Below are 8,567 nucleotides of genomic sequence, written 5' to 3'. Positions count from 1 at the left end.
GGGGCAGGGGCGGGGCCTCCGGGCCGTCGAGGGTACTGCGCCGGAACGCCTCCCACTCGTCGTCGTCGAGGCCCGGCGCGTCCTCCTCGGCCTGCCCGGCGTCGTTCCCGGAACCGTTGAGGCTCGCGCCGTCGCCTCCGTTCACACCGCCGTGCCGGTGGCCGTTCCCGGCGTCATGCCCGTTCGGCGGCTTGTGCCCGTTGCTGGGGCCGCCCTGCCCGTTCCGGCCGTTCGCCGCGAACTCGCCCGGATCGAACGGGCGCAGCCTGTGCGGCATGGTGGGCGGCTGCTCCGGTTGGGCCGGGGGCGGCTCGGGCCGCGGCGATTCCGCGCGGTCGAACCAGCCTCCCGCGGCCGTGGGGGTCCCCCAGGAGGGATCCATGGGCGCGGTGTCCAATGGCGACTGGCTTCCACCCCATGGCTCGCCCGGCACGTCGTCCTGGGACGTGCGATCCCACATCCCAGGCTCGCCTGAGGAATCGTCCAAGGACGTCCCCCACGCCGGAGACTCGTCATGCGGGGGCGGGACGGCCGGCGCGGGCGGCCCCTGGTACACGTCGGTGCTCTGCCAGAGCGGCGCGTTGACCGGCGCGACCCCGGCCGCGGCGGCCGAACCGGGCACGGTGGACGCGGCCGCGGGGGCGGGCGCCCGCGGCGCGGCCGCGGCGGCGGCCGGAAGCCCGTAGTCGGGCACGGCGTCCGTCTCGGCGGCGTCGTCCTCCGGGCGGCGCCGCTGGCGCCAGCCGAGCACGAGCCCGACGACGACCAGCACTCCGCCGCCGCCCAGCACCAGCGGGAGCAGGACGCCGGTGTCCTCGACGGGGTTGTCCGCCACTGGCTCGGACGCCGGCGAGGGCGGCGGCGTCTGCACCGGCCCGCTGGAGGTCTTGTTGATCGCGTGCGCGGCGTAGAGCGTCCGCAGCGCGTCGACCGTGCCGGGGCAGGCGGCCGAACCGGTCGGCTGCCCGGGCCGGGCGGGCGACCCCTGGACCAGCGCCTGCCGGACCTCGTCGGGGGTCAGCCTCGGGTACCGGGACCGGACGAGGGCGGCGACGCCGGCGACCATGGCCGACGAGGCGCTGGTGCCCGTCCCGACGACGTAGCCGTTGCTGGCGTCGGCGCTGACGATGTCCACGCCGGGCGCGCACACGGAGGCGTGGGAGCGCCGGTTGCTGTCCCGCCAGAGCCGCAGCCTGCGGTCGAGCGCGCCGACGGCGATCACCCCGGGGTAGGCGGCGGGGAAGTTCTTGCGGTTGGCGCCCGAGCCGTCGTTGCCCGCGGAGGCGATCAGCACGACGCCCTTGCCGAGGGCGTACTTGATCGCGTTCTCCTGGGACTTGGTGCCGTTGTAGAACTGCCGCCCGCCGCCGAGGGACATGTTGATGATCCCGGCGCCGTGGTCGACGGCGTAGCGGATGCCCTCGGCGACGGCGTCGCGCTCACGGGTCTCGTTCGGCTGCCCGTTGTCGCGCCGCAGCGGGTCGTCGTTCTCCAGCGTGACGCGGATGGACAGGACGGTGCTCTGCGGTGCGACGCCCATCATCCCCTGCGCCAGCCCCGGGCCGTGGCCGTGGCCGGCGATGATGCTCGCCATCGACGTCCCGTGCAGCCCCCAGTAGCGGCTGCCGGGGGCGCGCACCCCGCCGGTGAGGTCGGGCCCGTTGATGACCTGCCCGGTGAGGTCGGGATGGTTCTTGTCGACGCCGGTGTCGAGGACCGCGACCGTGACGCCGCGTCCCTTGGAGTACCGCCACGCCTTCTGGGTGCGCAGCGCCGCCAGATGCCATTCGCGGTCGCGGATCTGGTCGGTCGGCGCGTTAACGAGCATCCCGGCGGCCGCGCCGCGCGGCCCCGGTTCCGCCGCCCGTCCCGCCATCGCCCGCGCGGGCACGACCACGGCCGCGCCGAGCGTGAGGACGGTGAGGACCGCGGTCGTCCGGGCGCCGAGCCGGCTGGCCGGTCGGGTCGCCGGCCGGGCTGGCGCTGGACGGCGTCGACCCGTCACGGACACGCCGCCGCACCTCCCTCCCCGGCAGACCGCCGCTCCACGACGGGTTGACATTCTGCCACGCGAACCGGCCGTCGCCCGGGCACTCGGCGCATCAGGGCACGTCCGGGACAGAGTGCGTCCCGCGTCCGCGACCCGCGCGCCGTGCCGCCGGCCTCCCCCCGCGTGACCGCCGCCATACCCGCTGGTAACCGGCGTTGGCACGCAATGCTAGCCGCCCCGCGGCACCCGCCCCCGCACCGGCACGCCGCCGTCCGGGCGGGGCGGCGCACCCGTACCGGACCGTCACCGGGCCGTCACCGCGTCAGTGGGAGCCCGCCCCCGTCAGGGCCCGCACCGACAGGTCGTCGTAGCGCTCCTCGTCGGGCCGTTCCCGGCCGAGGAGCGTTCCGGCGACCGCGCAGGCGAACCCGGCCGGGATCGAGACGATGCCGGGGTTCTCCAGCGGGAAGAACTGGAAGTCGACGCCGGCCGGGAACAGCGACAGGCTCTCGCCCGTCACCGGATCGACCTTCCCGGACACGACCGGCGAGAAGAACACCAGTACCAGGGAGCTGACCAGCCCGCCGTAGATTCCGGCGACGACCCCGGTCGAGGTGAACCGCCGCCAGAACAGCGACAGCACGATCGCCGGGAGGTTGGCCGCGGCGGCCATCGCGAACGCCAGCGCCACCAGGAACGCCACGTTCAGGTTCCGGCACACGACCGCGAGGGCGATGGCCAGCGCGCCGACGAGGAACGCCGCGAACCGGGCCACCGCCACCTCCTGCGACTCGCGCGGGCGGCCGAGCATCAGCACCTGGCCGAAGTAGTCGTGCGCCAGCGACGTGGACGAGGCCAGCACCAGCCCGGACACGACGGCGAGGATCGTCGCGAACGCCACCGCGCCGATGAACGCCACCATGAGGTCACCGCCGAGATGCCCGCCGACGTGCTCGCCGGCCGCCTGCGCGAGCTGCGGCACCGCGGTGTTGCCGGACGGGTCCTGCGCGACGATCGCCTCCCGGCCGACCAGGGCCGCCGCGCCGAAGCCGAGCGCCAGCGTCATCAGGTAGAAGGCGCCGACGAGCCCGATCGCCCACGACACCGACGTGCGGGCGGCGCGCCCGTCGGGGACGGCGAAGAAGCGGTTCACGATGTGGGGCAGCCCGACCGTGCCGAGCACCAGCGCGGCGGCGAGGCTGATGAAGTCGAGCTTGTTGACGATCGTCCGGTAGGCGTCGCCGGGGACGTCCTGCCCGTACCGCAGGCCCGGCCGCAGGAACGCCTCGCCCTGGCCGCTCGACCCCGCGGCGGAGCCGAGCATGGCGCTGACGTCGAACCCGAACCTGCCGAGCACCAGCACCGTCAGCACGACCGAACCGGCGAGCAGCAGGGCCGTCTTGATGATCTGCAGCCAGGTGGTGGCCTTCATCCCGCCGAACGCCACGTAGCAGATCATGAGCGCGCCGACCACCACGATCGTCACCGTCCTGGCGGTGCCCGCGGACATCATGAGGAACCGTTCCCCGCTGTGGATGCCGAGCAGCAGCGACACCAGCGCGCCGGCCCCGACCATCTGCGCGAGCAGGTAGAACACCGAGACGGTCACGGTCGAGACGACGGCCGCGCGGCGGACCGGGGCCTGCCGCCGGACGCGCACCGACAGCACGTCCGCCATCGTGAACCGGCCCGCGTTGCGCATCATCTCGACCAGCAGCAGCGCGAGCAGCCACGCCACCAGGAAGCCGATCGAGTACAGGAACCCGTCGTATCCGGACAGCGCGATGATCCCGGCGATGCCGAGGAACGACGCCGCCGACATGTAGTCGCCCGCCAGCGCCATCCCGTTCTGCGGGCCGGAGAACGCCCGCCCGCCGGCGTAGAAGTCGTCGGCGCCGCGGGTGTTGGCCTGCGCCCAGACCGTGATGCCCAGGGTGAGCACGATGAGCGCGACGAAGACCGTCAGCGCCACCCCGTGGTGTTCGATCACCGCAGCTCACCGGCCAGCGGGTCCAGCCGCCGTCGCGCGTACGCCACGTACGCCCAGGCCAGCGTGAACGTCGACACCACCTGCAGGACGCCGAGCAACAGCGCGACGTTGACGTGCCCCACGACCGTCCGCGCCATGAAGTCCCGGGCGAACGCGGACAGGCCGACATAGAGGAAGTACCACCCCAAGAACACCATGCCGACGACCAGCGCGGCCCGCCGGACCCTCCCCCTGAGCAGTTGGAACCGCTCATATCCCGCTATGGACGCATATGGTCCGGGTTCGCCCCCCTGGCGTCCCGTGACCTCCGAGTCCCCCATCAGCTGGCCTCCCCTGGCCGAACATGACTCTCGGCGATCGATTGATCGCTCTATGAGAGCAAAGTTTCAACGTCCAGGACCCCCGTTTGGCGAGATATGGAAGGAGAGCCGGCGGCACCTCCGTACGGCCACATGCGGACTGCGGGCTGCCGCCAACTCCTCTTCGGGACCCGCCGTCCTCACCACGCACTGACTGAACTTCTCGAATTTGAACTATCTACTTCAAAAATAGGAAGCACTCCTCTAGAGTCGGGCTCACCGACGAGGAGGGGCCATGAGGGAGACGCGGGTCGGCTATCTGCTGCCGACGCGGGAACAGGCCATGCTGGACCGGCATGATCCGGGCCGGCTGGTCGAGCAGGCGCGGCGGGCCGAGGCGCTCGGCTTCGACTCGGTGTGGGCGGGTGACAGCCCGGTGACCAGGCCGCGCGCCGACCCGCTGCTCCTCCTGGCCGCCGCGGCGCACGCCACCGAACGGCTCGCGCTCGGCACGGCGGTGCTGCTGCCCGCGCTGCGGCACCCGATCCTGCTGGCCCACCAGCTCGCCACCCTCGACCGGCTCTCGGACGGACGGCTGATCGCCGGCATGGGCGCCGGATTCCCGAACCCGCGGACCGAAGCCCAGTTCGACGCGATCGGCGCGCCCTACAGGCGCCGCGTCAGCCGCCTTGAGGAGTCGGTCGAGGTCATGCGGAAACTGTGGTCGGGCACGGGCGCGGTCTCGCACCGGGGGCGGCACTTCACCTTCGAGGACGTGACGCTCGCTCCCCCACCGTCCCGGCCCGGAGGACCACCGATCTGGCTCGCGGGCGGTGGACCGGCCCTGGAAAGGGTGGCTCGCCTCGCCGACGGCTGGCTGCCTTACCCGCCCACGGTAGGGATCTACGCACAGGAACGAGACGTCGTCCAGAAGGCGGCCGGGCAATCCGTCACGCCCGCCCTGTACGCGACCGTCTGCCTGGACGAGGACACCGAGCGAGCCCAGCAACGTCTGCGAACGAGTGTGGAGCGCTACTACGACGCCCCACTGGAGTTCATCCGGTCGATCCAGGCCATGTTCGCCGGCACTGCACGCGAGGCCGCGGAGTGGCTGAACTCCTACATCGAGGCTGGTGCGAGGCACGTGGTGATCCGGCTCGCGACCCACGATCACGATGCCGACCTAGACGCCTTCGCCGACCTCGTCCTACCCCTTCTGCAACGGGAGCGCTCCGCATGACCACGTTCGTGCTCGTCCATGGCGCCTGGCACGGCCCCTGGGCATGGGACAAGGTAACGCCGTTTCTTCATCGGGCCGGTGCGCGAACCATCGTCCCGAATCTGCGGGAAGGTGACGTCGGCCTACGCGAACACGTGGACGACGTCATCACCGCCCTGGACATCGCGTCAGACGAGGTCGTGCTGGTAGGGCACAGCTACGCGGGGCTCGTCGTGCGAGAAGCGGCCGACGCGCATCCCGACAGGGTGGCCCATATCGTGCTGGTGGACGGATGGGCCGGGCCGGACGGCTCCAGCCTGTTCTCGCTGGCGCCCGACTTCTTCGTCGAGGTGGTCCGGTCCTGGTCGGACGGCACGTACGTCCCGGCACCGCCCCCGGACGCGTTCGGCATCACCGATCCCGCCGAGGCGGCACGGCTCGCCCCGCGCCTCCGGCCGCAGCCGCTGCGCACCTTCACCGACACCACGCGCCTCACCGGGGCCGCCGACCGGATTCCGGGAACGGCCGTCTACTGCCGTCCGCAGACGTACCCGTTCGACCGGTTCGGCAAGGCACTCGGCTACCGGACGCTGGGGGTGGACGGCCCGCACGACCTGATGGTCACCCACCCGGAGGCGGTCGCCCGGCTGCTCATGGGCGTCGCCGAGCCCTAGAGTGATGCGGTGGAACAGCGGACGTACAACCAGTACTGCGCGACCGCGCGCACCCTCGACCTCGTCGGCGAGCGCTGGACCCTGCTGCTGATCCGCGAGCTGCTGACCGGCCCCAAGCGGTTCGGCGACCTGCAGGCCGGCCTGCGGGGCCTCGGCACGGGCCTGCTCTCCGCGCGGCTCAAGCATCTGGAGCGCGAGGGCCTCGCCCGCAAGATCACGTTGCCGGCGCCCGCCCGGACCCCCGCCTACGCCCTGACGGAGGCGGGCGAGGAACTGGGCCCGGCGATTCTGGAGCTCGCCCGATGGGGGATGAAATGGGCGCTAGGTGAGCGCCGCGAGGGCGAGACCTTCCACCCGAACTGGGCGGTTCTGGGGCTCAAGTCGTGCTTCGAACCCCGGGCGGCGGCCGGGCTGCGCGCCGTCTACGAGTTCCGCATCGGAGACGAGACGCTCCAGGCCCGCGTGGACGACGGCACGATCGAGATGTCGCACGGCCCGGCACGCCCCCCGGACGCCGTCATCACGATGCCCGAGGAGGCGTTCCTCACCCTGGCCGCCGGACGGTCGACGCTCGCCGAGCTGATCGGCGGCGGAAGGGCCACCGCGTCCGGCGACGGGGACGCCCTGTCCAGGCTGGGCGACCTGTTCCGCCTCCCCCAGCCGAGATCCCGGACGCCGGAAGACCGCGCCTGACCGCCCGCGCGGTCAGCGTTGGACGCGACGGTTCCTGCCGCGCCCTCTCAGCGCGGCGACGATCGCGACACCGAGCACGGCCAGGCCGACCTGGAACACCAGCTCGATCCAGTCGATCCCGGACGTCGTGTTCACACCGACCGACTGCGCGATCGCCGTCCCGACGAGCGCCGCGGCGATGCCGACGAGCACGGTCAGGATGACGCCGATGGGCTGGCGGCCCGGCAGCAGCAGCCGTCCCAGCGCACCGATGATCGCGCCGATGACGATCGCGCTGATGATGCCTGTGATGTTCATGACCTCCGTGTGCCCGTTCAGGACGCACTGTCACATGCCCGAGGTCAGTTTCGGCAGGCCAGGCGGGTCACGGCCGCCGCGTCACCCGCATGGGCACGGGACCGGCCGGCCGCAGCGTGATCTCCGCCCGCATCGGGACCTTGATGCCGGGCGCCAGATCGAGCCGATGCGTACGGCTGACGGTCGCGAGCACCAGCACGGCCTCCAGCATCGCGAACCCGGCCCCTACACAGATGCGACGTCCTCCCCCGAACGGCAGATACGCGTACCGGGAACGCTCTGTCTCCCCCATGAACCGCTCAGGCTGAAACCCCTCAGGATTGGGCCAGATCTCCACATTCCTGTGCAGCAGATAAGGCGGCACAGCGATGGTCGACCCCGCCGGAATCCGAACACCGGCGACCTCATCGTCATCGAGGGCGTCGCGCTCGATCGTCCAGGCCGGCGGGTAGATCCGCATCGCCTCTTCGAGTACGGCCTTCGTCCAGGGCAGCCGCTCGACATCCTCGGCCCGCGGCTCCCTACCCCCGAGCACCTCGTCCACCTCCCGCTCCAGCCGCTCACGCGCCGCCGGATACCGAGACAGAAGAACGAACGTCCATGCGAGCGAGGCGGCCGTGGTCTCATGCCCGGCCAGCAACAGCGTCAGGACCTCGTCATGAAGCTCGGCGTCGGAGAACTCACCGCGCTCCTTGAGCAACTGCAGAAGCTCCCCACCGGACGACCCCTTGATGACCCGCTGCACCAACCCGTCGAGCTGCCCGAGCGCACCACCCAGCCCAGGCACCCGCTGGTACACCCCGCGCTTGGCGGTCGCCCCGGGCAGGAACGTCCCCGCGACGGCACCACGCTGGAGGGCTTCCAAGGAACGCCCCGTCCGCCCGGCCTCCCCCGCCAGGGCACTGCCGAACAAGGCCCGCCCCACGATGTCCAGCGTCATCCGCCGCAGCTCACCCGCCGCGTCGAGCATCACCCCGTCCGGCCACCGCTCGACGGCCGCCGCGGCCGTCTCCACGATCTGCGGCCCGAACCCGACCACGTGCCGCTGCGCGAACACCGGCTGAACCACCCGCCGATGCCGCCGCCACGTCTCCCCCTCGCTGGTCAGCAGCCCTTCCCCGAGAACCGCCCGCAGCGGCCGATAGGTGAACGCCTTGACGTAGTTGGCCTGGTTGGCCACCAGCACATGCTCGGCGTACTCGGGCCGCGAAAGCACATAAAGCGCCCGCCCAGGCCCGAACGGCACCCGGACCGCGTCCCCGTAACGCCGCCCGAGCGCCCCGTACGTCCCCAGCGGATCCCGCACCATCCGCAACCACCACCGAGCAGCCTCCGCGGCCCCCGGCCCAGCAACCCGTCCACCCGCAACCAACGCCATGGAACCCACCGTAAACCGCCCCGAGCC

8 protein-coding genes are annotated in these 8,567 nt (G+C 72.2%); 3 read left to right on the top strand and 5 right to left on the bottom strand.

What is annotated here, in order from left to right:
- From E1289_RS34365 to E1289_RS34355, 3 genes are all read right to left on the bottom strand, one after another.
- A partial coding sequence (locus E1289_RS34365; protein ID WP_165970734.1) for a S8 family serine peptidase occupies positions 1-2,005 on the bottom strand: 2,005 nt, incomplete at its 3' end.
- A gap of 307 nt (positions 2,006-2,312) precedes the next feature.
- Positions 2,313-3,980 carry a cation acetate symporter gene (locus tag E1289_RS34360; RefSeq protein ID WP_131987808.1) on the bottom strand — a complete coding sequence of 556 codons (1,668 nt, stop codon included), beginning with the start codon at positions 3,978-3,980 and terminating at the stop codon, positions 2,313-2,315.
- Positions 3,977-4,300 carry a DUF485 domain-containing protein gene (locus E1289_RS34355; protein ID WP_131987806.1) on the bottom strand — a complete coding sequence of 108 codons (324 nt, stop codon included), beginning with the start codon at positions 4,298-4,300 and terminating at the stop codon, positions 3,977-3,979. The genes E1289_RS34360 and E1289_RS34355 overlap by 4 nt, the downstream gene beginning before the upstream one ends.
- 274 nt (positions 4,301-4,574) lie before the next feature.
- On the opposite strand from E1289_RS34355, the gene E1289_RS34350 reads away from it, so the two are divergent.
- Genes E1289_RS34350 through E1289_RS34340 form a run of 3 tightly spaced genes read left to right on the top strand, consistent with a single transcriptional unit; the run spans position 4,575 to position 6,865 of the window.
- On the top strand, positions 4,575-5,519 hold the full coding sequence (locus E1289_RS34350; protein ID WP_131987804.1) for an LLM class flavin-dependent oxidoreductase: 945 nt from the start codon (positions 4,575-4,577) through the stop codon (positions 5,517-5,519).
- Positions 5,516-6,172, top strand: coding sequence for an alpha/beta fold hydrolase (locus tag E1289_RS34345; protein ID WP_131987802.1), 657 nt, complete (start codon positions 5,516-5,518; stop codon positions 6,170-6,172). Before E1289_RS34350 ends, E1289_RS34345 begins: the two co-directional genes overlap by 4 nt.
- A 9-nt stretch (positions 6,173-6,181) precedes the next feature.
- The gene (locus tag E1289_RS34340; RefSeq protein ID WP_131987800.1) at positions 6,182-6,865 is read left to right on the top strand and encodes a winged helix-turn-helix transcriptional regulator; all 684 of its coding nucleotides are present in this window, start codon (positions 6,182-6,184) and stop codon (positions 6,863-6,865) included.
- 12 nt (positions 6,866-6,877) lie between these two features.
- Here the strand turns inward: E1289_RS34340 and E1289_RS34335 are convergent, their stop codons facing one another.
- Positions 6,878-7,162: a GlsB/YeaQ/YmgE family stress response membrane protein gene (locus E1289_RS34335; RefSeq protein ID WP_131987798.1), complete on the bottom strand. Its 285-nt coding sequence runs from the start codon at positions 7,160-7,162 to the stop codon at positions 6,878-6,880.
- A 67-nt stretch (positions 7,163-7,229) separates the two neighbouring features.
- Complete coding sequence (locus E1289_RS34330) at positions 7,230-8,471, bottom strand: cytochrome P450 (RefSeq protein ID WP_165970733.1); 1,242 nt, start codon at positions 8,469-8,471, stop codon at positions 7,230-7,232.
- Positions 8,472-8,567 lie beyond the last annotated feature (96 nt).

Source organism: Actinomadura sp. 6K520, from assembly GCF_004349245.1.
GTDB lineage: Bacteria > Actinomycetota > Actinomycetes > Streptosporangiales > Streptosporangiaceae > Spirillospora.
Note: the sequence above shows the minus strand (reverse complement) of the source record. Positions and strands in the feature narration are given on the sequence as shown.